General features: G+C 29.9%; 21 protein-coding genes. 2 read left to right on the forward strand and 19 right to left on the reverse strand.

Features of this window, described 5'->3' with window-relative positions; all coding sequences use genetic code 11:
- Positions 1 to 146: 146 nt before the first annotated feature.
- Positions 147 to 2582 carry an FIDD domain-containing protein gene (locus tag KW502_RS06825; RefSeq protein ID WP_219039798.1) on the forward strand — a complete coding sequence of 812 codons (2436 nt, stop codon included), beginning with the start codon at positions 147 to 149 and terminating at the stop codon, positions 2580 to 2582.
- 62 nt (positions 2583 to 2644) lie between these two features.
- On the opposite strand, the gene KW502_RS06830 is transcribed toward KW502_RS06825, so the two are convergent.
- The 5 genes from KW502_RS06830 to KW502_RS06850 are packed head-to-tail and all read right to left on the reverse strand — an operon-like array spanning position 2645 to position 6912.
- Positions 2645 to 3688 carry a glycosyltransferase family 9 protein gene (locus KW502_RS06830; RefSeq protein ID WP_219039799.1) on the reverse strand — a complete coding sequence of 348 codons (1044 nt, stop codon included), beginning with the start codon at positions 3686 to 3688 and terminating at the stop codon, positions 2645 to 2647.
- Positions 3689 to 3707: 19 nt separating this feature from the next.
- Positions 3708 to 4316 carry a DUF4254 domain-containing protein gene (locus KW502_RS06835; protein ID WP_219039800.1) on the reverse strand — a complete coding sequence of 203 codons (609 nt, stop codon included), beginning with the start codon at positions 4314 to 4316 and terminating at the stop codon, positions 3708 to 3710.
- 36 nt (positions 4317 to 4352) lie between these two features.
- Positions 4353 to 5351: a DNA adenine methylase gene (locus tag KW502_RS06840; protein ID WP_219039801.1), complete on the reverse strand. Its 999-nt coding sequence runs from the start codon at positions 5349 to 5351 to the stop codon at positions 4353 to 4355.
- A complete protein-coding gene (locus tag KW502_RS06845) occupies positions 5348 to 5986 on the reverse strand; it encodes a hypothetical protein (RefSeq protein WP_219039802.1) in 639 nt (212 codons plus the stop codon). Before KW502_RS06845 ends, KW502_RS06840 begins: the two co-directional genes overlap by 4 nt.
- Positions 5983 to 6912 carry a DUF6427 family protein gene (locus KW502_RS06850; protein ID WP_219039803.1) on the reverse strand — a complete coding sequence of 310 codons (930 nt, stop codon included), beginning with the start codon at positions 6910 to 6912 and terminating at the stop codon, positions 5983 to 5985. Before KW502_RS06850 ends, KW502_RS06845 begins: the two co-directional genes overlap by 4 nt.
- 49 nt (positions 6913 to 6961) lie before the next feature.
- Here KW502_RS06850 and KW502_RS06855 point away from each other — a divergent pair, with 49 nt between their 5' ends.
- Complete coding sequence (locus tag KW502_RS06855) at positions 6962 to 7192, forward strand: DUF6341 family protein (RefSeq protein WP_219039804.1); 231 nt, start codon at positions 6962 to 6964, stop codon at positions 7190 to 7192.
- A gap of 3 nt (positions 7193 to 7195) precedes the next feature.
- Here KW502_RS06855 and purD read toward each other — a convergent pair whose 3' ends face one another.
- From purD to KW502_RS06925, 14 genes are all read right to left on the reverse strand, one after another.
- Entirely contained in the window at positions 7196 to 8470 is a 1275-nt protein-coding gene (gene purD, locus KW502_RS06860; protein ID WP_219039805.1) for a phosphoribosylamine--glycine ligase, read from the reverse strand.
- A gap of 121 nt (positions 8471 to 8591) precedes the next feature.
- Entirely contained in the window at positions 8592 to 9941 is a 1350-nt protein-coding gene (locus KW502_RS06865; RefSeq protein ID WP_219039806.1) for an undecaprenyl-phosphate glucose phosphotransferase, read from the reverse strand.
- Positions 9942 to 9943: 2 nt separating this feature from the next.
- Positions 9944 to 10933 (reverse strand): UDP-glucuronic acid decarboxylase family protein, encoded by a 990-nt coding sequence (locus KW502_RS06870; protein WP_219039807.1) that lies wholly within the window; start codon positions 10931 to 10933, stop codon positions 9944 to 9946.
- A 25-nt stretch (positions 10934 to 10958) separates the two neighbouring features.
- A complete protein-coding gene (locus tag KW502_RS06875) occupies positions 10959 to 12371 on the reverse strand; it encodes a UDP-glucose 6-dehydrogenase (protein WP_219039808.1) in 1413 nt (470 codons plus the stop codon).
- A 5-nt stretch (positions 12372 to 12376) separates the two neighbouring features.
- Positions 12377 to 13114 carry a WecB/TagA/CpsF family glycosyltransferase gene (locus KW502_RS06880; protein WP_219039809.1) on the reverse strand — a complete coding sequence of 246 codons (738 nt, stop codon included), beginning with the start codon at positions 13112 to 13114 and terminating at the stop codon, positions 12377 to 12379.
- Positions 13104 to 14303 carry a delta-aminolevulinic acid dehydratase gene (locus tag KW502_RS06885; RefSeq protein ID WP_219039810.1) on the reverse strand — a complete coding sequence of 400 codons (1200 nt, stop codon included), beginning with the start codon at positions 14301 to 14303 and terminating at the stop codon, positions 13104 to 13106. Before KW502_RS06885 ends, KW502_RS06880 begins: the two co-directional genes overlap by 11 nt.
- Positions 14290 to 15513, reverse strand: a complete 1224-nt coding sequence (locus tag KW502_RS06890; protein WP_219039811.1) for an O-antigen ligase family protein — start codon at positions 15511 to 15513, stop codon at positions 14290 to 14292. Before KW502_RS06890 ends, KW502_RS06885 begins: the two co-directional genes overlap by 14 nt.
- On the reverse strand, positions 15500 to 16441 hold the full coding sequence (locus KW502_RS06895) for an SGNH/GDSL hydrolase family protein (RefSeq protein ID WP_219039812.1): 942 nt from the start codon (positions 16439 to 16441) through the stop codon (positions 15500 to 15502). The genes KW502_RS06890 and KW502_RS06895 overlap by 14 nt, the downstream gene beginning before the upstream one ends.
- A gap of 8 nt (positions 16442 to 16449) precedes the next feature.
- Entirely contained in the window at positions 16450 to 17466 is a 1017-nt protein-coding gene (locus KW502_RS06900; protein ID WP_219039813.1) for an SGNH/GDSL hydrolase family protein, read from the reverse strand.
- A 10-nt stretch (positions 17467 to 17476) separates the two neighbouring features.
- Positions 17477 to 17893, reverse strand: a complete 417-nt coding sequence (locus KW502_RS06905) for a serine O-acetyltransferase (RefSeq protein WP_219039814.1) — start codon at positions 17891 to 17893, stop codon at positions 17477 to 17479.
- A complete protein-coding gene (locus KW502_RS06910) occupies positions 17890 to 18945 on the reverse strand; it encodes a glycosyltransferase (protein WP_219039815.1) in 1056 nt (351 codons plus the stop codon). The genes KW502_RS06905 and KW502_RS06910 overlap by 4 nt, the downstream gene beginning before the upstream one ends.
- 26 nt (positions 18946 to 18971) lie before the next feature.
- Positions 18972 to 20201 carry a hypothetical protein gene (locus KW502_RS06915; protein WP_219039816.1) on the reverse strand — a complete coding sequence of 410 codons (1230 nt, stop codon included), beginning with the start codon at positions 20199 to 20201 and terminating at the stop codon, positions 18972 to 18974.
- A gap of 38 nt (positions 20202 to 20239) precedes the next feature.
- Positions 20240 to 21241, reverse strand: coding sequence for a glycosyltransferase family protein (locus KW502_RS06920; RefSeq protein WP_219039817.1), 1002 nt, complete (start codon positions 21239 to 21241; stop codon positions 20240 to 20242).
- Between the two features lie 4 nt (positions 21242 to 21245).
- Positions 21246 to 22703 (reverse strand): oligosaccharide flippase family protein, encoded by a 1458-nt coding sequence (locus KW502_RS06925; protein ID WP_219039818.1) that lies wholly within the window; start codon positions 22701 to 22703, stop codon positions 21246 to 21248.

A 22703-nucleotide genomic window follows, 5' to 3' on the forward strand; every position in this document is an offset into this window, starting at 1 on the left:
TCCAGTGCCCTCAGGAGACTACTGGTTTAGAGTAGAATATATGGAACCAGCAATACCAGATCAAGAAGGTAACCCTGGAGAACCTAGACCTAATACCATTAAAAATCACTTTACCCTAAAAAGATAATAAACCAAACTAAATAAAAATGAAAAAAAATTATTTTAAATTAATATTTCTAGTGTGTTTTTTAATGAGCATTAATAGCTTTGCCCAAAATACGCTAATTGCAGAAATTACAGGAGATCCTGCAGATATTACGGGGTGGGAACTTGTGAATGATGCTTCAGTAGATGGCGAAGAAGTCGTTTTAACAACTAATAATATGTCTCAATATGGTGCTATTTACTATAATGAAGCATATAGTCTAAACCAATGTGCAAAATGGAGTGTTGAGTTTGATTTTAGAATGTATGATAGTTCAGGTGAGTATGCAGACGGTTTGGCTTTTTGGTATATAGATACACCACCTACTAATTTTAATGAAGGTGAAACCATAGGCGTCCCTAACGGCTCTAATGGATTAAAAATTGCATTTGATACTTATGACAATGACAACAATATAGGTGGTACTGATAATCCAGAAATTCAAGTAGGTTTTGGTCCAGATTTCTCCGAAGCAGATCCTAATAATTACCTACTAAGATCTGCTGTAATACCAAGTTTAAGAAATACAAATTATCAACATGCTGAAATAATTTGGGAAAATGGAAACATTCAGGTGATTATTGATGGAAATATCGTTATTGATGGAATTCCGCCCACTCAACCAGGAGCTTCAAATTTTCAAACAGGATATTTTGGATTTTCTGCGGCTACAGGAGCATACACTGATAAGCATAGCGTAAAAAATGTACAAGTATTTATCGATGCCGTAATTTTAAATTCAAATAATGAATCTATTACAAGATGTGATAATAATGGTGATGGTTTTGAAGTTTTCGATTTAACTAGTGTTCAAGACAATATTTTTGTAGACGCTAACGCCGGTGCCATATATTATCCCACAGAAGAAGATGCTCAAGAAGGTAATACAAATTATATTAGTGATCCTACCAATTATACAAACACAATAGCTTATATAAACGATGCCGCTTATATTAGAGTTATCAATGCTTCTGGTTGTTACAGTATTGCTAAAATTAATTTAAATTTAGGGACGTTAAATTTATTAAATAATAGTATAGATGTAGTCGGAGACTGTGATAATAATCAAAATGGACTAGTAAATTTCAATTTAACAGACTTTTCAGATTCATTTGTTTCAACAGTATCAAACTATGATATTTCTTTTTACACCACTTTGACTGGAGCAGAAAATAATGATTCGTCGTCGTTAATTAATAATAATACCGATTATCCTGTTACCGCTGGAACTACAGTAAGCGTTTATATTAAAGTTGAAAATGTAACAACGGGATGTTCTGCTATTGGAGAAATGAATCTACAAACTTCGCAAAGTCCACAAATTATAAGCCTACTAGATTTAACTGACTGCTTTAATACGGGACAAAGCTTAGCATTTAATTTAACAGTCAATGATGTTAACATTCTAGGTACGCAAGATCCTTCTAATTTTAATATTAATTACTATACCAGTCAAACAGCAGCTGAAAACGATTCCAATGCTATCATTTTTGATGATCAATTTACCTTGAACACTCCCGGATGTCAAACTTTATATGCTAGAATTGAAAGTAGTACAAATTCATCTTGCTACAGTGTTGATAGTTTTCAAGTTTGTGCAAACACAGTGAATTTAGGAATACCTATTAATTTAAATGAATGTTCCCCAAATACTTCACCTATGAATTTTGATTTAACTCAAAATGAATCTGTGATACTTAATGGAGAAAATTATAATTTGAGCTATTATGAAAGTTTAACAGAGGCAGAAAATGCACAAAATGCAATAACTTCAATAAATAATTACCAAGCATTAAATGATATACAAACCATTTACGTAAGAGCAGAAAGCACGACAAATGGCAATTGTTACGCTACAGTTAGTTTTAATATTGAAACTTCTTATGGTGGTTTAACTACAGAAGAAGCAAATTTACTTATATGCTCTGAGGCTTTAACAGCTACTGTAAATCTTACTAGTGCTATTAATCAACTCAACTTAACGGCAGATGAAAACATCGAAGGCTATTACTTAACCAAGATAGACGCTGATAATTTGCAAAATCCGATTAGCGATGCATCTGTTTTTAAAAATACAAATGCAAAAGAAGAGTTTTTTGTTAGAGTAGAAAACAGCGACACTTCTATTTGTTACGCAATTTATCGTTTAACCATAACTTTAGAAAATTGTGATATTTTTATTCCCGATGGCTTTTCTCCAAATGCAGACGGTGTAAATGATCAATTTGAAATAACAGGTTTAGACAATAGCAACAGTTACGATTTAAAAATATACCAAAGAAACGGAAGAAAAATTTACGAAGGTAATAGCAACTCTGAACCTTGGAACGGAAAGTTTGAAGGATATAACTTACCTGTAGGAACCTATTTCTATGTATTAGAAATTAAAACTCCAATTAGTAAAAAATATGAAGGCTGGGTATATTTAAATAAATAATGAAACCACCTAAGAGACTATAAGTAGTATATTAATCTATAAAACGAGTAGAGTTTAAAATTCTACTCGTTTTTTTCTAATAAGTGGTTAATTATATTTAAAATTTCTACAAAAGAAATACTTTCCATCAAATCCTCATAACCTTCAATTTCTTTGTTTCCGTATATAGAAGTGGGCACGAGAGGATATTTTTCTAAATCAGGCAATAATTGGTATTTTGGAGCTTGCTGAAATGGAGCAAAACCTGCATAAGGATGCGTAGCACCCCAAATGGTGATTACAGGAATATTAAATATTGATGCCAAATGGCCATTACCACTATCCATCGACAACATTACATCTAAATTAGAAACGGTTTGCAACTCTTCTTTAAAACTCAATTTTCCTACCATGCTATACACATTTTGATAACGAGAAGCCATTTGATCTAATTGTTGTTTTTCTTTTTTTCCACCGCCAAATAAAAGTATATCGTATTGACCACTTGCATCTAATTGTGCAATCACCTCTTCCGTTTTAGAAAGCGGATACATTTTTGGCTTATGCGCTGCAAAAGGAGCAATTCCAATCCATTTTCGATAATCTTTTAATTGCGTTTTAAGTAACTGCGGAAGGGAATGTTTATCAGCCGTTATTGGTGAGTTTAAATCTATTGGTAACGCTAATTTTGCAAAAACATCTGCATAACGCTGATGCGTGGTTTTTAAAGGTTTAATAATCTTAGGGGCTAACTTAGTAAGATCTTTCTTCTCTGCCCTACCCTTATTAATCACAGCAGATTTTATTCCGAAGAAAAAAAGAAAAAATCGAAGAATTTTAGTCCGCAAAACATTATGTAAATCGGCTACGGCATCAAGCTGAAGTAATTTTAATTCTCTTGCGAGTTTCCAAAGCCCAAAAATTCCTTTATATTTCTGTTTTACATCTGCAGTTACAATGTTTACACCGGGCACTTCTTCAAAAATAGGTTTAAAAAATGGCTTGGTTAACACAGTAATTTTTAAATGCGGATAGGTTTTTACCAAACGCTGCAATACAGGAACCGTCATCGCCACATCTCCCATGGCAGAAAATCTAATCACAAGAATGTGGCTATGCGGTTTCATGATTGTAATTTTTAAACTACTATTTTTTACTACGAAGAACAGGGTTTAGCTCTTCATCGTTATACATTTTCATCTGTTTGTAGACTTTCATATATTTATCTCCGTTTTCTATATCTTGTAGTAACTGATTGATTGCAGAAGATAAATCTACACGTTGTTCTAACAAAACATCTAGTTTTGCTTTACAAGCCATTTGGTGCTTTTGTGAAGCATCTTCTCGAGTTGCCTCTTCATTCATATGGTAAATTTTCAAGGCTAAAATAGAAAGTCTATCAATTCCCCAAGCAGGACTCTCGGTATTAATTGTTGCCGAAGGTTTAAGGGTTACATCTTTATATTTATCTAAAAAGTAACTATCAATATATTCTACCATATCGGTACGATCTTGGTTAGAAGCATCGATTTGTCGTTTCAATTTTAAAGCTGAAACAGGATCTATTTGCGGATCTCGAATAATATCTTCATAATGCCATTGAACCGTGTCTATCCAACATTTTCTGTATAATAAATGTTCAATTAAATCTGTATTTTTATCGTAAGCATTTTCAAACGGCTGGTCTACCGTATTCATTACGTGATATTTTGCTATTACTTCTTGAAAGATTTGATTTGCTTTATCTGAAAACATAGTGTTATTTTTTCCTTTTTATGTATTAATCAATTTCTATTTCTTTAAAATATGTAAATATTCTAGGGTTTGATTGGCTTTATGATTGCGATTTTCAGTTTTATCGGCTTTAAAACGCTTATAACTTTTCTGAGCCAAACTATAAGAACCATATTTACTCATTATGCTTTTAATTTTCTCTGGAGCCATTAAACCTTCATTATTGTAACTTAAAAAAATATATGAAAATTTTGCCTGCTTAATTAATTCTTCAAACGGAATAATTACTTTTTTCTTTTTACAATATACAGAACGATAATAATCTCGCTGTCCTGTTTTTCCTTTAGGTACAAAGGTATCATATTTTGCGATAGTGGTAAGCAAATGGTAGTTACCACCATATTGGCGTGCATTGTAAGGCGGGTCTAGATATAAAATATCGCCTTGCAATTGTGGTATGAGCTCATTGGCATCTGCTTGAAATGCCTGATGTTTAGTTTCAGTTTCTATAAAAGTAGCGGGGTGAATTTCTATTTCTTTAGCTGCAGAAGCTTTTAATTTCTTTAAAAAAGCTCCGTACATCGATGCTGTATTTGCTACTTTATCGGCGCTTTCTAGCAAAGAAGCCAATAAAAAATAATATAGTTGTTCTGAAATTTCTGAAGAATTTTTCCAAGCTTCTATTTGTTGACGGCAAGCATCTATTTTTTCTGCATTTGCTTGTGAAAAAAATAAACGTTCTCCTCTCCCTTTCTCTCCATATTCGTGGGCGATAAATCCTGATTTTCCTTCTAGATTATTTAAATATTCTATATACTTTTCTGAAGAAGAAATGGCTTGATAATTTTCAATATAATTTTTAAGCAATACAAAACTATAAAACTCTACATCGTTTGCTATAACTTTATGAACTAGAGGTTTAAAACTTCTACCTACAATGCCCGTTCCTGCAAATAAATCACAAAATGTTAACTCTGAAAGTGGCTGCTGAACCGTTTTATTTACAACTTCAATAATCCAAGAAGAAAGTTTATGTTTAGACCCAATATAATTCATTTAACCGCCCAAATTATAGCTGAATAGAAGCTTTCTCCATTTAGTTGAAGTTGCTCTAATTTTGAAGCATCAAAGGTAGAAACATATTTTTGAATGACTGTTTTTAGCCAACTGATTTCTGCTTTTAATTTCCAAGGTTCAACTTCATTAGAATAAGCGATCACAAACAATCTGTTTTTAGGGGATAAGATTTCTTGCTGGGGGTGTTTACTACACATCCAATACAAAAGTTCTTCTTGGTGATGCTGTGCATAATAAAGAGTTTGTTTGAAATCTTCTGGAAATACAGTGATGTTCAAAGAAAAATCTATTCCTCTTAAATTAAAATCTACTAAACGATTCTTATAACTTAATGAAGGAATGATTCCTTCAACTTCTGTAAAAATTTGTTCTATCGCTATAGTACTCCAATAATTAAACCAGCGGTTAGCCGCGTAATTAAAAAACTCTCGTTTATTTAACCCATAAGCTTCTATCGTTGCTTTCATTGCTTCTACAAGGGCATCCCATGATGAAAAATCGTAAATAAAATTAGCGTAAGTACTCCAATTTTCATACTGTATTTCTACAAACTCATATGGGTAGATTAGCCGCTGCTGAAGTTGATTTTCTATATAAGTTAAAAATAAATTCACGAAGGTATTAAAGCGATTATGATTGTTAGTAACAGCAAAAATACTAACAAAAATTCTTTAAAATACTTTTCGCCTTTTTGCTCAAAATAGTTTGCCCCAATAACACATACGGGAAGAATAAAAAATAACAATTCTGCTCCGTTTTTATGGGGAGTTAACAGCACTAAAAAAATAGAGATTAACCAAGTGATCATAATTAGATATAAACTGTATTTAGTTTTTCTATTCACTTTTTGAATAGTTTTAAAATAACTAAATAAAGACCAAATAGTAAAAGTTAATAAAAAGCTTAACGGAATTAAAATAGGAAGCTTACGATAGACACTAAAATCTAACGTAGGATAATTAAAGTAACTTAAGGGATAAAAATACTGATTAAATACCAAAAGATTTAAGCACGTTTTTAAAATAAAAACACTAAACAATGCAAAAAAAGGAATCAACCAATTTTTAAAATCTTGATTGGCATAAAATAATATTCCTAAAAAAGGGAGTAATATAAACAATAAACTTTCTGGATAAAACAAAAAGGCTATCCCTATCCAAAAAGAAGCATCGAATAGTTTTCTTTTAAACTGTAACCCAGATCGTAAACTAACCACTCTTCTTAATGCTAGCAAGATAAATAAGCTGGCTATAATTATTTCTTCTGTCTTTAAAATGGGTGAAAAAATAACCGTAAATACCGCAAATAGAAATATTGTAAATGTGTTTTTTTTAGTAACATCATTTCGTTTAACAATAAAGTTAATGAGTACCATTAAAAACAAATACACGAGTAGTAAACCAATCTTAGCTATTATAAAACTCAAAGAAAAGCTTCCCTCAGCATAAAAAAGATTTGCTGTAAGAAAAAAGAAAGACATAAAAAGTCCCACTAAAACAAAATTGATAGGTTTAGATTTCTTTAAAAAGCTTGTTAGCATTATCTAATTTGTTACTTTTGTATTCTAAATTATACTAAAGTTTCTTTTGATGAAAGATTTTTTTGAGTTTATACAGTACATTTTCGTAGATATTCTATTTGTTCCTTTACACGCACTTAGAAAGCTTGAACTAGAAAGTTGGTTCGCCGCTAATACTCTAAACTGGGTGTTTATTATCATTGGAGTTATAGCTTTTTGCTATTGGGTAAAACAGTTAATGAGTTTTTCTGACGAGGAAAAAGAAAGACAAGAAAAATACTTTGGCAAGTACTGGAACTAAAAACTAGTTCAAGTCCTTACCTAAGTCTTTACGATAATACATCTTATCAAAATGAAGTTTTTCTACATTTTGATAAGATTTTTTTAGTGCCGCATTGTAATCTTTTCCAAACGAGGTTATTGCTATCACACGACCTCCATCGGTAAGTACCTTTCCGTTTACCTCTTTAGTCCCTGCATGAAAGACAATTGAATCTTTAATATTTTCTATTCCAGTAATTTCTTTTCCTTTTTCATAAGCCTCAGGATAACCTCCAGAAACTGTCATTATGGTTGTAGCGGCTCTTTCATCTATTTCAAGTTCAGCTTCATTTAATTTCCCTTCGGCTACTTTATCAAGTAATGCTACTAAATCTGTTTGAAGCCTTGGTAAAACCACTTCTGTTTCAGGATCACCCATTCGTACATTATATTCAATCACGTAAGGGTTATCATTAACTTTTATTAAACCAATAAACACAAAACCTTTATAAACGATACTTTCTTCTTGTAAACCCTTTATCGTTGGTTTTACAATTCGTTCTTCTATCTTCTGCATAAATTCTTCACTAGCAAAAGGAACTGGAGAAATAGCGCCCATTCCGCCAGTATTTAAGCCTGTATCACCTTCGCCTATTCGCTTATAATCTTTGGCTGTTGGCAGTATTTTATAATTTTTCCCATCGGTAAGTACAAAAACACTGAGCTCAATACCATCTAAGAATTCTTCAATTACTACCGTTTTACTCGCTTCACCAAACTTTTCATTAGTGAGCATATCTTCTAATTCTTGTTTTGCTTCAGCTAAATCGTTAAGAATTAAAACCCCTTTTCCGCCAGCCAAACCATCGGCTTTAAGAACGTAAGGCGCTTTTAATGTTTCTAAGAATTTTTTTCCTGCTTCTACACTTTTTGCCGTAAAACTTTCATAAGCAGCGGTAGGGATATTATGCATCGCCATAAACTCTTTAGCGCGTTCTTTGCTTCCTTCGAGTAAAGCTCCTTTTTTGGAAGGACCAATAATTTTAACCGCTTTTAAAGCTGAATCTTGCTGAAAAAAGTCATAGATACCTTCTACCAATGGATCTTCAGGCCCTACGATAACCATATGAATATCTTTTTCTAAGACTGTATTCTTGATAGCCTGAAAATCGGTAACACTTAGCGAAATATTTTCTGCTAAATTCTTAGTTCCTGCGTTTCCGGGAGCTACATAAAGTTTTTCACATAATTCACTCTGAGCAATTTTATAGGCAAATGTATGTTCTCTACCACCAGAACCTAAGATAAGAATATTCATAATTATTAAAATTTTATAAGGAAACCCAAAAATATAGGTTTGAAAATTGACGCCCTAATCTTTTTAGAAAAATAAGTAATATCTATATATTTTAAAATAAGTATTAATCTAATACTAAAAATTAATAGGCTTTTTCATCACCTTTCACGGCATTATAGATGGTTTGAAATATAATTTTTAAATCTAATAATAACGACCAATTTTCAAGATAAAAAATATCATATCTTACACGGCTAATGATATCAAAATCTGTTTCTACCTCTCCTCTAAATCCGCTTGTTTGTGCTAAACCGGTAATGCCAGGTTTTACAAAATGTCTTACCATAAATTTATCGATACGCTCTGCATACATATGCGTATGACTCACCATATGTGGTCGTGGTCCAACCACAGACATCTCTCCAAAAAGTACATTGATAAACTGAGGCATTTCATCTATACTAGTTTTACGCATAAACTTTCCTATTTTAGTGATACGCTTATCATTTTTAGTGGCTTGATGTAAATGCGCTTCAGGATTAAGCCGCATAGATCTAAATTTATAACAATAAAATTCTTTATAATCTAAACCATTTCTTTTTTGTCTGAAGAAAATTGGCCCCTTGGATTCACTCATTATAAAAATAGCTAAAATCGGGGTTAACCAAGACATCACTCCTACTAAAACAATTACAGCCATACAGACATCGAATATTCGCTTAATAAACTGATTTAAAGGGTCTTCTATAGGTATATCTCGTAAGGAGAGTATTGGAAGGTATCCATAATATTCCATTTTTAACCTTCGGGTATAAATCTCTTTATTGTCGGGCAGAAATTTTAAAACTTTTAGGTTATTATCTGCAAAATGGATTAATCGATTAACCTCTTCATTTTTTAGTGAGGAAATAGAGCAATAGATTTCATCTATTTTTTCATCTAAAATAAACTGAAAGCAATCTTCTAATTTTTCTTCTTTATTAAATCTAAAAACTGCCTGACATTGATAACCATATTCTGGATTATGATCAAAAAAATCTTGTAAATTTCTAGTTTTCTTATTGTTGCCGAATATTACCGTTTTTCTATAATTACCACCTAGTCGTTTTCGGTATCTTTTCAAAAGATAGAAAATAGTTAATTTAATCGTTAATATTAAACTTAATGATTGAACTAAATAGCTAATAATTCTATAAACTGGGCTATTAAGTTCTTGAAAAAAACCAAAAAATGCAAAAACTAAAAGAGAAAAAAGGGCCGCTTGTAGAAAACTAAGTGATATTATTTTAGTGACTTTAGTAAACCTATAAATCTCATAAAACTGAGATTTAATAGATAGAATTAACCAGCCTATTGAAATAAATATGGCGTAATTTAAATAATTAATTACTCCAAAATTAAATTGTAACGCCAATAATAGAATACTAGCTAAATCTATAAGATAAGCCAGAGGTCTTAAATATGCAGAATACCTACCTTGCTTAATTAACATACTTATTTTCTAATATGGTTAGAAAAATCTTTATGATCTTTCTTTGTCAACTCTTCTGGAGTTAAGCTTTTAAAGTACTTATAAGTTTTTTTCATTCCATCAGCACGATTTACTTTAGGCTCCCAGTTTAATATTTGTTTTGCTTTTCTTATATCGGGTTGTCTTTGCATAGGATCGTCTTGAGGTAGCGGTTTATAAATAATTTTTTGATGAGTTCCCGTTAATTTGATAATTTCTTCAGCAAAATCTTTGATGCTTATTTCATAAGGGTTGCCGATGTTTATCGGTTCTACATAATCACTTAACAACAGCTTATAAATTCCTTCTATTTGATCGTCTACAAAGCAAAAAGATCTAGTTTGAGAACCGTTTCCAAATACGGTTAAATCTTCTCCTCTCAAGGCTTGCCCTATAAATGCAGGGATTACTCGGCCATCATTTAAACGCATTCTAGGACCGTAAGTATTAAAAATTCTTACAATTCTGGTCTCTAAACCATGAAAACGATGATAGGCCATGGTGATTGATTCTTGAAAGCGTTTGGCTTCATCATACACACCTCTTGGTCCTATTGTATTTACATTACCATAGTAATCTTCTGTTTGGGGGTGCACTAATGGGTCTCCGTAGATTTCAGAAGTGCTGGCTATTAATATTCTTGCATTTTTTTCTTTCGCCAAGCCTAAAAGGTTGTGTGTACCTAACGAACCTACTTTTAAAGTTTGAATAGGGATTTTTAAATAATCTATGGGACTCGCTGGTGAGGCAAAATGTAATATATAATCTAGCTTACCAGGAATATGGACGAAGTTGGTGACATCATGCGTATGAAACACAAAATTCTCATCTCCAAAAAGATGTTCAATATTCTTTAAATCTCCCGTAATAAGGTTGTCCATACCGATGACTTCATAACCTTCAGCAATAAATTTATCACAAAGGTGAGAACCTAAAAACCCTGCTGCTCCTGTTATTAAAATTCGTTTAGACATACTATACTAATAGTTTCAAAATAGATTAAAGATCTTTACCTTTTCCTATTTTATAACATACAAAACCAATATTTTCTAGCTCTTCGATATTTAAAATTCCTCGTCCGTCAAATAAAAATGCTGGTTTTTGCATGCGGTCATATAATTTTTGCCAATCATAAGTTTTAAACTCATCCCATTCAGTTAATACTGCAATTGCGTGAGCATTTTCACAAGCTCTATAAGGGTCTTGGTGTACGGTTAGCCCTTCTCTATTGTCTTTAGATGAACGTGTATTTAAATAGTCTAAATCGGTATACATTTGCTGTTCTTCAACTTTTGGATCGTATACATCAATTTGAGATTGTTCATTTAATAATTCATCAGCAACATAAATTGCAGCAGACTCTCTGGTGTCGTTAGTGTCTTTTTTAAACGCCCAACCTAAAAAAGCAATCTTCTTTCCAGATACTGTATTAAATAATGTACTGATTATATGATGTGCAAAACGTCTTTTTTGATGGTCGTTCATTAAAATTACTTGTTCCCAATAATCCGCTACTTCAGTTAAGCCATAAGATTTAGCAATATAAACTAAATTAAGAATATCTTTTTGAAAGCAAGATCCTCCAAAACCAACAGACGATTTTAAAAATTTAGAGCCGATGCGCGAATCCATACCAATTGCTTTGGCTACTTCATTTACATCTGCTCCTGTTTTCTCACATAATTCTGAAAGTGAGTTTATAGAAGAGACGCGCTGTGCCAAAAAGGCATTTGCCGTAAGCTTTGAGAGTTCTGACGACCAAACATTGGTAGTTAAGATTTGTTCTTTATTTACCCAATTAGCATATATATTTACTAAAGATTCTATAGCATCGTTGCCTTCTGAAGTAGAGGTGTCTCCGCCAATTAAAACACGATCAGGATCTAGTAAATCTTCTATAGCAGTACCTTCTGCTAGAAACTCTGGATTTGATAATATTTGAAATTTAACTTTGCTCCCATTACCCGTATTATCTAAAATACTTTTGATAGCTGAGGCGGTTCTTACGGGAAGGGTAGATTTTTCTACTACAATTTTATCTGAAGTTGCTACACGAGCAATTTGCCTTGCACATAATTCTATATATTTTAAATCTGCTGCCATTCCTTTACCTTTTCCGTAAGTTTTGGTAGGCGTGTTTACAGAAATAAAAATCATATCAGCTTGGTCTATCGCTTGATCTACATGAGTTGAAAAAAACAAATTTCTTCCTCTAGCTTCTCCTACAATTTTATCTAAACCTGGCTCATAAACTGGAAGTTTTTCTAAGTTAGAATCATTCCAAGCTTCAATTCGTTTTTCATTAATGTCTACAACGGTAACTTGAATATGCGGACATTTTTGTGCAATGACTGCCATGGTAGGACCTCCTACGTAACCAGCGCCAATACAACAAATATTTTTTATTTTCATCTTGTTTACTTTAACTTTTCTTTAAAAACCAAAGATATAAACTTCGCGTTTCCTATTAGATATCTTTTCCACATTCTGCGAGGTTCTTGTAAAAATCTATAGAACCATTCTAATCCTGAAGACTGCATCCATAGTGGTGCGCGTTTTGTTTTTCCTGAAATAACGTCAAAACTTCCACCGACTCCCATGATAAAATTAACAGCTTTTAGCGATTCTTTGTGAGTGTGTAAAAATATCTCTTTTTTAGGGGAACTCATGGCGACAAACAACATATTTGCTCCGCTATTTGCTATATTTTTCACGATTTCAGGTTCTTCTTCAGTTGAAAAATAACCGTGATGTGCTCCTGCTATAATTTCAGGTTCGTATTGCTGCTGAATAATTTCTGTAAGTCCTTCTAAAACTTCTGGTGTTGCTCCTAACAAATAGACCTTGTACTTTTTTTCTGTTGCTAATGCTAATAAATTTGTAAATAAATCAATCCCTGCAACCCGCTCTTTTAAAGGTTTGTTTAATAGTTTAGAAGCCCAAATTACGGCTTGTCCATCTGCATTTATCACATCTGCTTCATTAACACCTTGCCTTAAAGCTTTATCTTTTTGAAGGGCAACAATTTTACCCGCATTTACTACCGTATGATGAATTTGTTTTTGCTGCTCGATACATTGCGAAACTAATTGCAATGTTTCTTTCATGGTTAGGTTATCTATTTTAGTATTTAAAATATGTATGCTAGAAATCATGAAATTCTGATTGTGAAATGTCTAAAAAATAAAAGGAAAATGCATAAAACATCCAAGATTGTGCCCAACGCATGTAAGGAATTTTAGAGGATATGTTTTTTCGCTTTTGATAATAAAAATAACCTTCTGAAGACTGCATATGATTTATAGTCCATTTCAAAACTCGATCGACTAAATCTTTATGTTGATGTAAAAGGTTTAATTTACTTAGCGTGATAATTAATTGTGCAGGAGCATGTATGTCTATGGGGTAAAGCTGGTTATTATAATATTTAGACATTCCTTCTTCTGTGAAAAATGTTTCTAAATAATAATTTGTCCCCAAAATTAAATGATTCTGAAATGATAAATCTTCAGATACTTTTTGATACGCAAAAATACATTCTAAATTATAACCCGTATGAAAGTTATCTATCCATTGATGAAAAGGAAGAGTTCCATAAGCCCAAGCTCCATTTTCTTGCTGTTTATTACATACATATTGTACTATTTTTTTTGAAAGAATAAGCAGCTCTTCATCTTTAATAAATTCATATAGTAAACAAAGTGTTTTAGCTCCCAATAACCCAGCATTAAAAACTTGAGTATTGTCTAAAGGGGAATAAGAAAGCGTAAAATTTTTATTTTCATCATAGGTTTTATTCAAATCTATTGTGATGAATTTTTCAATACTTTTTAATGTATCTAATACCTGCACGCTATTAGTGATTCTATAGGACGCAATAAGCGCTTCTGCCACAAAAGAAGTAGCCACAACTGTAGGTGTATGTTTAGGTTGAAAAAAAGCGCGGGCTTGCCAATCAAAATTATATCCCCAACAGGCACCTGAGTAACCCTTAGTTTGTTTTTCCAAAATTAACTGAGTTAATTTTTCAATATAATTTAAATATTCTTTTTTTGGAGATTGCTCATACATATTGCAATAACCAATTAAAAAAAGAGCTAAGCCTTTAGGGTTATGTGCTTTATCTACTCCTACTAATTTTCTGAAATTAACAGGTAAACGCTTAAAAGTCTGAATCCAAGCTAACCTAATAAACCTGTTTTTATTAAAATACGGTAATTTTTGAAACAGACTACTATTTAGTCCATCATAAGGGTCCCAGCCTTTAAAATCTTCTTTCTCACAAAAATCTTTGAGCTGTTTAAAGCTATTTTTAAAATTTGTATACAAATCAATATTTTTCATTTGACTTATTTAGCAATTTTTTATTACTAAAAAAAAGTAAATTACATAACAATGCCACTATAAAGATGCCTGACTGACGTTCTAAAATTGATTCTGTTAACGAATAAATTGTGAAAAGTAAGACTACTAGAATTCCAAAAATATCATTTATTCTAATAGAATAAACCAGTGTCATTAATAACAAGCAAATATATGCTAATATCGCTATTAAACCATTAGCCATTAAAAATTCTATATATTGATTGTGGGCATTATACTTTCTTTGGTAGCCTGCTTTAAAATCGTTTTTTAAATATTGTTTATATAAATTTTCTTTTCCATCCCCTGTACCTTTTCCTATCATATAGTCTATGCCTGATAAAGTTTCTAAGGCAGATTTCCAGTGAATTAATCTAGTATTAAATTCGTTATTCTCTGCTAATTTTTCTGGATTATTATGTATAGACTCAAAACGACTTACATAATTACTGCTAAAAAGTAATGTACTTAACAATGATGCAACTATTAATATACTTAAAAAAAACTTCTCTTTTTTTTGTGTAATTGTTGTTTTGACGTAATAAACTGTTATAAGCATAAGAGCTATAATTGCTATTCGCACGCTTAATAAGTAAATAAATAACAATAAGAAAATTATACAAACAATCGAAAAAGTCTTCGATGTTTTTTTTAGGTATAATAAATCATATAAAAAATAGCTAATAGCAATAACACAATATAAAGAGTAATAAGTAGTGTGTTTATTTAAAACAATCGAAAGTTTTTCGTAAATAAAATAATCTCCCATACCCGAAAAAAAGATGTACAGTGATTTCAAAAGACTAAATATTGCCATTAATACTACTGAGACACTAAACAATTTTATAAAATTATATTTCTTATTAAATAAAAAAGAAGGAGAAGTAGCTAAAAGAATGGGAAATAATAAAAAAGGTAATTTATCTTTTAATTGTCCTAATCCTTCTAAAAAATCTTTAGTGTAGAGCATCCCTACAAGCATTACAAAAAAAATTGTGCTTAATAATAATATATTTTTAATGTTTTTTTTAAACAATACTATTTTTTCCGAAAATGAATTAATGCCAAGCCATGCAATAATAAATAAAATTAAAGCCTGGCTACTCAGGCTATATTTTGGCATGGGAAGTGTAATGAAAACTAGCCCCATACTCCAAAGAAAAAAATCTTCTTTAAACTTAGTAATCTTCATTAATTTTATCATTAATATAATTTATCAAAATTTTATAAGCTTTAGTTTTATAGTGTATTTTGTCTGAACCAATTAAGCTTTTAAAATTATTCTTCAACATAATACCATAAAAATCTATGATATAAGCTTGACCATTTACTAAACTAGATAGTTCTTTATTAAATCTTTTATTTGCAATATTTCTTTCCTGATCTGTTGAAGGGGGTAAATTAATTATAAAAATTTTAGCCTGTGGATTTTTATATTTAAGATCGTTGACAAGTGATTGAAACCCAAAAGTTTTATCCTTAATATTTAATAATTTTTCGTGAGTACCTAAAGAAACTAAATAGACATCTGCTTTGGGTATTTGATCAGTTTTTTTTAATATCTTTTTTGAATTGGCTAGAATACCACCATTATAAGGGTAACCGTATAAGTCGGTTTGTTCACCTACAAAATAGAGGTCATTGTTCTTTTCTTTTAACCATTTTCTGAAGCTTCTCCCTCCTTGCCATAAAAGCTGGGAGTCTGTAATTATATTAATCTTTATATTCCCTGATTGAATTAATGGTAAATCTATGATGTTTGCAGTGAATTTATGAGAAGGTTTTGGTTGATTTAAAATCCAAAAGCCTCCAGTAAATTTAATTAGCCCATTCTCAATATAAGCATTTTCATAATTAAAATAGTATGCTTTTTTATTCTGCACTAATTGCAAAGAATTATCATCAATAGAAGTGATATCTTTTGATGTATAAAGAGCAAGATAATCTGTACTTAATGAGTCTATTTTGACTTCTCCCAATTTTTGTTCAATTTTAATAGCATCAAAATCATAATTGAATTGCCAAAAATTCTCTTTACGTTTTTCTAAAAAATCTACTGTTAAGTAAATAATTAACGCAAAAAATGTAAGCCAGATAAATTTTTTAGGTAAAGGTCTCATGACTATAATTAATCCTTTTGATAGTTAATTGCAGAGGTTATTTGTTTTGCCATTAAATATACCCCTTCTTTGTTTGGGTGTAACCCATCTGCTGTTAAATATTTACTTTTCCAATTTTTTTCATCTCTCATTTTCTCTCCAATATTTACTACAGATATATGGTTATTGTTTTCGATAAACGTTAATACGTTTTCTTTAAGTTTTTTGTTAAACTTATCTCGTTCTCTATTTGCCGTTGGTAATGGAGTTAAATAAAAAATTTTGGCGTTAGGGGATTTTTGAAGTAAATGAGCAATTATTCTTTTTATATTATTAAATGATTCTGAGATATCTTCTTGCCAATCGTTAGTTCCAATAAGTAAAGTATAATAATCTGCTTCAGGCACTTTATTTATCCTTGCTAATAGCTCTCCTGTAGAATCTCCACCTTCTGCTTCATGAGGATAAGAAAAAATATCTGTATTGCTACCTACAAAGAAAAAATCTGGATTTAATATATGAAGTTGCTTTCTTAATATTGAAGCTTCAGACCACCAAGTTTGACTATCACCAATAGTACAAATTCTTAATTTCCCTTGTTGCTCTTTGTCAATTTTTATCGATTCTATAATATACTCTTTAAACTCTTGATCTAATTTGAAATCGTTATAAAACCAATTTAAATTAGAAATTATATTTTTATTTTCTGCATAATTAATCCAACCAAACCTAAAGAAACCAGTATTCCCCTCTTTATCACTTATTCTATATAATCCATTAAAATTAAAATCTCTCAAATTATCGTTATATAATAGCGGATTGGTAATTTTAGGGTGTTTACTTGAAAACTCTAATTTATTTCCTTTAACTTTTATAAAATATGTACCTACCGTATCTATAACTTTTATAGAATTAGGTAGTTTTTCGAATTCGTTTTTCGAATTCGAAAAACTACAAGAAATAAGTACAATCAAGATAAAACTTGATGAAAATCTTACTAGATTTTTTTTTAAAGATTGAGAATGTGTGTTAAAAAAAATAATCATTTTCAATATCTTATTTAATAATTTTTGCAGGAACACCTGCGACAGTACAATTGTCTGGCACATCATTTATGACTACAGCATTTGCCCCAATAATTACATTGTCACCAATAGAAATTGGACCTAAAATTTTAGCTCCAGTTGCAATATAAACATTATTACCAATTACGGGTACTTTATCATAAGGAGCCTTCCCCCCAATAGTTACGTTGGTGCCTATTAAACAATTTTTTCCTAATACACATCTTTTATGAATAACTACTCCAATACCACCATAACCAAAAGAAGATCCTTTTCCTATCTTGCATTGATAAGGAACGCTAGAATTATAAATTAAAAAAATAAAAAGTTTTATTATTGATGGAATGAAAGGAACTCTTTTTTGGTAAAAAAAATTTGCCCAATTATAAAATTTATAAAGATTTATCATAAAAGTTGTTTATAAATTTGATTTAACTCGTCATACACATTATCTATAAAATAATCTTTGGAATACAAGTAAGACTGTGTGCTTAATTTTTTTAATTCAGTTCTATTTTTAATACAATAAGTAATACAACTTGCTAATTGGTTTATGTTTCCGGGAGTGTATAAAAACCCATTTTTATGATTCACCAATTGTGGTATTGCTCCTACAGGTGTTGCAATAATTGGTAACCCAAAACTCATCCCTTCTAAAATTGACATTGGCATTGCTTCTGAATAGCTTGGCAATATTAAAATATCACTTGATTTTAGATATTTAGCTTTCTCTTTAGGGTTTAACCAACCAATATACCGTATTATATTAGTCAAATTTTGATCTTTAATTTTTATTTTAAAAGAATTTATTTCTCCAATGCCTGCCACTAAAAACTCTATATTTCTCCTTACTTCTTGCTCTAGTTTATTAGCTACATCTATTAAATCATAAACCCCCTTTTGTTTGGTTATTTTGCCTAAAAACAATATTTTAAGCGGCTGTTGAAGATTGAAATTTTTGTGAGGGGCGTTTCTTCTTTGAATTGGATTTTTTATTAATTTAAGATCACATTTCAAATTTAAGTTTGAAAAGTAATTATATTGATCTTTAGTAATAAATAATAGAGTATTTGATTTTCTAAAAATAAAATTTATATATTTTTTTCGATTTAAATTTTCTTCATAAAACTCAATAAATTTACCTGAATGAATTTGAAGAATTATCTTTTTTTTTGAGAATAAAAAAGATAATAAAAAAATTAAAATACTTTTTCTGTATAAACTTCCTGTTACAGAAGTATGAAAATGAAATAAATTAAATTGTTTTGCTCTCCATAAGAAAACAGGGATGGATAGCAAAAAAAATAGCGTATTTAAAAATGTGTTTTGACTAAAGATGGTATTATAAATATGAATATTATCATCATAATCTTTAAAAGCCTTTATAACTTCATAAATACCTCCTTTTAAATCTTCTTTAAAAGGTCCTACTACAAGCACTTTTTCCTGATTATTAATCATTTTTATAAGCTTAAAAATTAACTAAATTATTCATTGCCTACCATTTTTTTCTCTGAATTGTAATAAACAAGAGGGAAAGCAAGTAGTAAAGAAAAAATTAGAAAACCTGTATTATTTATTGAATAAGAAAAAATAGAATCAAAAAATAAAGCGAAATAAATTATAAAAAGCATTTTTAACGCATCTCTATTAATTTTTTTTCTCATAAATGGAGTAAAAAAAATAGCTAAATAAATTAATCCGCCAATTAGTCCAATTTCTATAAATAAATGAGGAAAATAAGTATCTGTAGTAGCAAGCTTTAATCCATACCAATCAAAATTAACTTTTTGGTAAAATGGTGAATTATAGGTTACAGAGGCGGGGCCACCGAACGCACCAAGACCTTCACCTAATATGCCCGTATCGCTAAACATAACTCTATAAGATTCTGATCTAGCAGAATTTCCTTCAAAAATGTAAAGCTGTGCTCTTGCTACAGCACCTTCCATGAATTTAGCTGATTTTTCTGGAAAGCTAACAACAAAAATCCCAGATAAAGCTATTAAACATAAAATGATCTGAAATTTCTTTTTTGAAAATAAAAAAATGAGAACAAATAAAACAACTATAGTTTTATATGCTATGCTTGCAAATATTCCCAAAAAACTTAAAATTAATAGCAGTCTTTTAAATTTACCTTCATAAAAGGTTTCTATCAAAAAATAAGTAATTAAAGACATAAAACCAAATAAGCCAAAAAAGCCAGTCACTCCTGTAGCTCTCATCACCCCATAAACACGATGAATATTTTCATACCCAGCTTCGCTAATGCTTGTATACCAAAGTTTAATTCCTGTTAACCATAGTGTATAGTTTAGTATTTGTGCTAAAATATTTAAGACGAAATAAAAAATAAAAAATTTAAGTAATAGAGGAAATTTTTCTTTAATAGCATAGCTGTAGAAAATAACGATAATAGGAAACAAGTACCTTATAAATTCTTCTAATGCAGCATTATAATTAAATGATATAAGATAATGATAAATTAAAAGAGGAATAAATAATATAGTGAGATATGCTAACCATTTATTCGTACGAAAAATAAATAAACAGTAAAGAATCATAATTGCTAATCCTAAAAATTTTAGAACTATTCCAGTTGAAGGAGCTATAAGATGTAATATTTCAGATAACAATAACATTATTATAGGTAATAAAATAATAATATTATTTAAAATAGGTATACTAAAAATAGGTGTTTTAAGTAATTTCATAAAATATAAACCTTCATAAATTAAAATTTATTTACACCCTATTTAAAATTATGAAACAATTCATGTTCTCTAATCTTTCTTATATAAGATGAAGAATTATAATATTCATCAAAAATTTTATGGTATTCTCTAAAAAGATTTTCCATATCAATGTCTTCATCTATCTTTTCTATTTCCCTTAAAACATTATCTTTTTGTGGTTGTGGTTTTACTTTTACTTTATAGGTTATTTCATTTAAAACTTTAAAATCTTCTATCACATCGCTATAAATAGGTATAACTCCACTTGCTAAATAGGTACTCATTTTTGTTGGTGTAGCTACTCGATTAACAATATGGTCTTCTCTAAGTAAAAACCCGTAATTAAACTCTAATAATTTACTTGCAATTTTATCTAAAGAAACATAATCTACAGTTGCATTTACATTGTATTTTTTACAAAGATTTTTGGCTTTCTCCTGTTCTCCTGTTAAAATTGTAAGCTCTGCGTTTGGTTTATTTTTTTTTATTTCTTTAAATAATAAAAGTAAATCGTCTACACATTGCCACTTGGCAAGAGAGCCAATATAGACAAATTTGTCTTTAAGCTTTTTTTTATTTATAAAGTCTTTTTTAGATTTTAAAATTCCATTAAAACAAGGCATTATTATAAAGTTATTTTTATTATAACTATACTTTTTTATAAAATGCATTCGCATAGCATCAGAAACAAAAAAATTGACGTAAGATGCTTTAAGTACAAATCGTTCTAATAAACCAAAGGCATAATATTTTTTTTTATTTTTCTCTTTTAATAAAATTTCTTCTGGGAGAATACCTTGAAACCAATGAATTACTTTAACTAAAGGTTTTCTTGTCTTTAACCGAAAAAAATCGGTTACCGTGAATGTCACTACATAATCTACAGAATTTACCTCTTTTAAGTTATTTACCATTTTTAAGTCTGAAGAACCAGTTAACGCTTCACTTATAACTTCAAGGTAAAACTTTGTAGCGTCTTTAACTTGATTAAATTGAGTTATGTAAAATAATACTTTCAACGGTTTAATTTTCTTGGTGCTTAAATAGTCTGTAAAATAAATAAATGAAAATCAAACTGCTAATTATAAAAATAACAAACCGAAGTATAATAGAGACTTCATAATAAATATTCATTGAAACTATTAGAATTAGAATTGCCCAAATTAATAAAGTTAAAGGTGATTTTACTAAAAATTGCGGTATTAATTTCCACTTAAGGTATAGAGGTAATATAATTACTATGTTTGTGATGTATGCTATTAAATAAGATAAAGATAAACCATAAGCTCCTTTAAAAGCTAAAAAGTAAAAGCTTATAATAAGAGTTATTCCCCATATAAAATTGTCTAAAAAACTAAACCACATCAAATCTTTTACTACCATTATTCTTGCTATCCCCTGTTTGTAAAGAACAATTACAGTAGATAAAAGTATTATTAAATAAGTATTTAAAAAATGTGAATCTGAAGTATATTCTTTGCTAAAAATTATTCCGAAAAGCTCAGGAAAAAGTATAAAAGGTAGTGCTCCAAATATACCAATAAGCCAAGGTAATAATAAACTAATTTTGTCTAATTTAAAATTTTTTCCCTTTTTAGACATTAATGTTATTAACGGAGAATTTAAAGTTTGGGCAACAGTATAAAGAAGTGATTGAAAAAGTATAATTGCTGAAAAAAGCCCCATTTCATCATACCCATCCTTTTGATTTACTAATAATGCTTCTGCCATCCATTTAAAAGGAATTACCATTGCCGCACTTAAAATTGCGGGTATAGTAAACTTTAAAAGAATAGGATAAACTTCTTTTAAATTAATCGTCAATCGAAGTTTTCTTTTATTTAAAATTTTAAAAAGAGTGATTAATTGAAGAACAAAATAAATTAGACTAGCAATTAAAAAACCAAAAAAAGTACTATAAACAGTATTATTTTTAGCTCCAAAATACAATCCACCCAGTAAAAAAATACTGAAAATTGTATTTATTATTGCTGAAATTTTAAATAATTGAAACCCTTCTATACATCCTTTTAAAGAACTATTAAAGGCTCCAAAAAAAAGAAGAAATGCACCTAATTGAATAGTATTCACTATAGATGGTGCATTCAAAATTTCACTCAATTGAGAAGCAAATACAAATAATAGTGAACTCACTATTACAGCAAAAATAGATGTGGTTATTAAAGTTAGGCTAACAATTTTTGCAGATTTAAGCTTATTAACTGAAGAGTACTTAGAAATATATCTTGTTGCTGTTAGTCCTAACCCAGACCCTACAAAAATTAGAAACAAATTAATTGTAGATCTTACAATACCTATTTCTCCATTTAGTTCTTTTCCTAAAATTCTTGCGACAAGTACCCAACCTAAAAAGGTTAATCCTCTTGAGAAAAAAGTTCCAGTAAAAGACCAAAAGGTATTTAAAGTAATTTGTTTTGATTCTTGGCTTGAGAAAAAAATTTTTTTTATTCTATCTACCAT

The sequence above is a fragment of the Mesonia aestuariivivens genome (assembly GCF_019311235.1).
In the GTDB taxonomy this organism is placed as follows: domain Bacteria; phylum Bacteroidota; class Bacteroidia; order Flavobacteriales; family Flavobacteriaceae; genus Mesonia; species Mesonia aestuariivivens.

Bases quoted from the DNA above. Each gene is read 5' to 3' on its own strand.
- KW502_RS06925 (WP_219039818.1), bottom strand. From the start codon at position 22,703: ATGGTAGATAGAATAAAAAAAATTTTTTTCTCAAGCCAAGAATCAAAA.
- KW502_RS06880 (WP_219039809.1), bottom strand. From the start codon at position 13,114: ATGATTTCTAGCATACATATTTTAAATACTAAAATAGATAACCTAACC.
- KW502_RS06895 (WP_219039812.1), bottom strand. From the start codon at position 16,441: ATGAGACCTTTACCTAAAAAATTTATCTGGCTTACATTTTTTGCGTTA.
- KW502_RS06830 (WP_219039799.1), bottom strand. From the start codon at position 3,688: ATGAAACCGCATAGCCACATTCTTGTGATTAGATTTTCTGCCATGGGA.
- KW502_RS06825 (WP_219039798.1), top strand. From the start codon at position 147: ATGAAAAAAAATTATTTTAAATTAATATTTCTAGTGTGTTTTTTAATG.
- KW502_RS06835 (WP_219039800.1), bottom strand. From the start codon at position 4,316: ATGTTTTCAGATAAAGCAAATCAAATCTTTCAAGAAGTAATAGCAAAA.
- KW502_RS06870 (WP_219039807.1), bottom strand. From the start codon at position 10,933: ATGTCTAAACGAATTTTAATAACAGGAGCAGCAGGGTTTTTAGGTTCT.
- KW502_RS06915 (WP_219039816.1), bottom strand. From the start codon at position 20,201: ATGAAATTACTTAAAACACCTATTTTTAGTATACCTATTTTAAATAAT.
- KW502_RS06850 (WP_219039803.1), bottom strand. From the start codon at position 6,912: ATGCTAACAAGCTTTTTAAAGAAATCTAAACCTATCAATTTTGTTTTA.
- KW502_RS06865 (WP_219039806.1), bottom strand. From the start codon at position 9,941: ATGTTAATTAAGCAAGGTAGGTATTCTGCATATTTAAGACCTCTGGCT.
- KW502_RS06890 (WP_219039811.1), bottom strand. From the start codon at position 15,513: ATGAAGATTACTAAGTTTAAAGAAGATTTTTTTCTTTGGAGTATGGGG.
- KW502_RS06900 (WP_219039813.1), bottom strand. From the start codon at position 17,466: ATGATTATTTTTTTTAACACACATTCTCAATCTTTAAAAAAAAATCTA.
- purD (WP_219039805.1), bottom strand. From the start codon at position 8,470: ATGAATATTCTTATCTTAGGTTCTGGTGGTAGAGAACATACATTTGCC.
- KW502_RS06885 (WP_219039810.1), bottom strand. From the start codon at position 14,303: ATGAAAAATATTGATTTGTATACAAATTTTAAAAATAGCTTTAAACAG.
- KW502_RS06875 (WP_219039808.1), bottom strand. From the start codon at position 12,371: ATGAAAATAAAAAATATTTGTTGTATTGGCGCTGGTTACGTAGGAGGT.
- KW502_RS06855 (WP_219039804.1), top strand. From the start codon at position 6,962: ATGAAAGATTTTTTTGAGTTTATACAGTACATTTTCGTAGATATTCTA.
- KW502_RS06905 (WP_219039814.1), bottom strand. From the start codon at position 17,893: ATGATAAATCTTTATAAATTTTATAATTGGGCAAATTTTTTTTACCAA.
- KW502_RS06840 (WP_219039801.1), bottom strand. From the start codon at position 5,351: ATGAATTATATTGGGTCTAAACATAAACTTTCTTCTTGGATTATTGAA.
- KW502_RS06910 (WP_219039815.1), bottom strand. From the start codon at position 18,945: ATGATTAATAATCAGGAAAAAGTGCTTGTAGTAGGACCTTTTAAAGAA.